This is a genomic window from Polaromonas sp. P3_C2, assembly GCF_056402675.1.
In genome coordinates this window covers 1-2094 of sequence record NZ_JBFUGX010000691.1, presented here as the reverse complement: position 1 = coordinate 2094, position 2094 = coordinate 1, and the positions used below count along the sequence as shown (strand labels likewise).

2 protein-coding genes are annotated in these 2094 nt (G+C 62.4%); both read left to right on the top strand.

The features are described 5' to 3' along the window. On the top strand, window positions 1-705 hold a 705-nt coding region (locus AC1DWI_RS20815), incomplete at its 5' end, for an NAD kinase (protein ID WP_477725642.1). Between the two features lie 18 nt (window positions 706-723). Further along, on the top strand, window positions 724-2094 hold a 1371-nt coding region (locus tag AC1DWI_RS20810; RefSeq protein WP_477725641.1), incomplete at its 3' end, for a DNA repair protein RecN.

The following is a 2094-nucleotide window of genomic DNA, read 5'->3' as shown; positions in this document are numbered from 1 at the left end:
GCCGGCATCGGCGCCCAATGCGACCTCGCCCTCGTCGTGGGGGGGGACGGCACCATGCTGGGTATAGGCCGGCTGCTGGCCCAATTCGGCATCCCCCTGGTGGGCATCAATCAGGGCAGGCTGGGGTTCATCACTGACATCGCCTTTGAGGACTACCAGAACACACTCATTCCCATGTTGCGTGGCGAGTATGAAGAAGATCGACGCTGGATGATGCAGGCCGAGGTCGTGCGTGACGGCAGGTGCGTCTTCAGCGCCACCGCCATGAACGACGTTGTCGTGAACCGCGGAGCGACCGCCGGCATGGTGGAACTCCGTGTGGAGGTGGATGGCCGCTTTGTGGCAAACCAGCGCGCAGATGGCCTGATCATCGCCTCGCCGACCGGCTCCACGGCCTATGCTCTTTCAGCGGGCGGGCCCTTGCTGCACCCATCGATTGCCGGCTGGGTGTTGGCGCCGATTGCACCGCATACCTTGTCCAACAGGCCCATTGTGCTGTCGGACTCGGGCGAAATTACCATTGAAATCGTCTCTGGCCGCGACGCCAGCGCCAACTTCGACATGCAGTCGCTGGCAAGTCTGTTGCATGGCGACCGCATCACCGTCAGGCGCTCCGAACACCAAATGCGTTTCCTGCACCCCAMAGGCTGGAGCTATTTCGACACGCTTCGGAGAAAGCTGCACTGGAACGAAGGCGTGGCCTGACCGGCCAGGATTCAAGTTATGAGCCTCAAAACCATATCGCTTCGCGACTTCGTCATCGTCCACAGGCTTGAGCTGGATTTGTCCGGCGGCTTTTCGGTGCTCACCGGTGAAACCGGTGCGGGCAAATCCATCCTGATTGACGCACTGCAGCTTGCTTTGGGCGCCCGAGCCGATGCCGGCGTAGTTCGCGAAGGCGCCGCACGCTGCGAAATCAGCGCAGAGTTTGACAGCCCCGCCGGCCTGGCCCCCTGGCTGGAACAAGCCGGCTTCGACAGCAGCGAAACCCTGCTGCTCAGGCGCACGATAGACGCGCAAGGTAAAAGCCGCGCCTGGATCAATGGCAGCGCGGCAACAGCCACCCAGCTCAAGGACATCGCCGACCAGCTGGTGGACATCCACGGCCAGCATGCGTGGCAAAGCCTGACCCGCCCCGACGCGGTACGCGGCTTGCTCGACTCCTATGCGGAAGTCTCTACCGGCGAGTTGTCACGCCTCTGGCAGCAATGGCGGCTCTCCCAGAAAACATTGAACGACGCGCACGAAGCGCAAGACAGCCTGCAGCGCGAACGCGAGCGGCTGGCGTGGCAAATCGGTGAACTCGACAAGCTGGCGCCCGGGGCCGCCGAATGGGACGAACTGAATGCTCAACATGGGCGGTTATCCAATGCGCAGGCACTGCGCGATGCCGTACAGGCCGCCGTCGACGCATTGCAGGAGTCCGACGAGAACGCCACCGCACTGCTGGGACGAGCCATTGCATCGTTGCAAGGCCAGGAACACATCGAACCCGAGTTCAAGGGCATCCTTGAGGTGTTAAATGGCGCTCTGGCCCAGATGGAAGATGCGGTGCATTCGCTCAACGGCTACGCACGGCACGCCGAGCTGGAACCCCAACGGCTGGCCGAACTCGACGAACGTCTTTCGCTGTGGGTCAGCCTGGCACGGCGTTACAAACGCACCCCGGTCGAACTGCCTGAATTGCTGGCCTCCTGGCGGGCTGAGCTGCACAAACTCGACGAAGCCGCCGATCTGGTTCAATTGGAAAAAAATGAAAACCAGGCACGGTCAGCCTACCTGGATGAAGCCAGCCAGGTGTCGAAGGCGCGCAGCAAAGCTGCCCCAAAACTCGCCAAAGCCATTACCCAGGCCATGCAGGGCCTCGGCATGCAGGGCGGAAAATTCGACGTGGCGCTCAACAAACTGGAGCAACCGGCCCAGCACGGGCTGGAGCAAGCCGAGTTCCTGGTAGCGGGCCATGCCGGCAGCACACCTCGCCCCGTGGGCAAGGTCGCCTCCGGCGGCGAGTTGTCGCGCATCGCGCTGGCCATCGCCGTCACCACCAGCCAGTTGGGGCAGGCGCAAACACTCATATTTGACGAGGTTGATTCG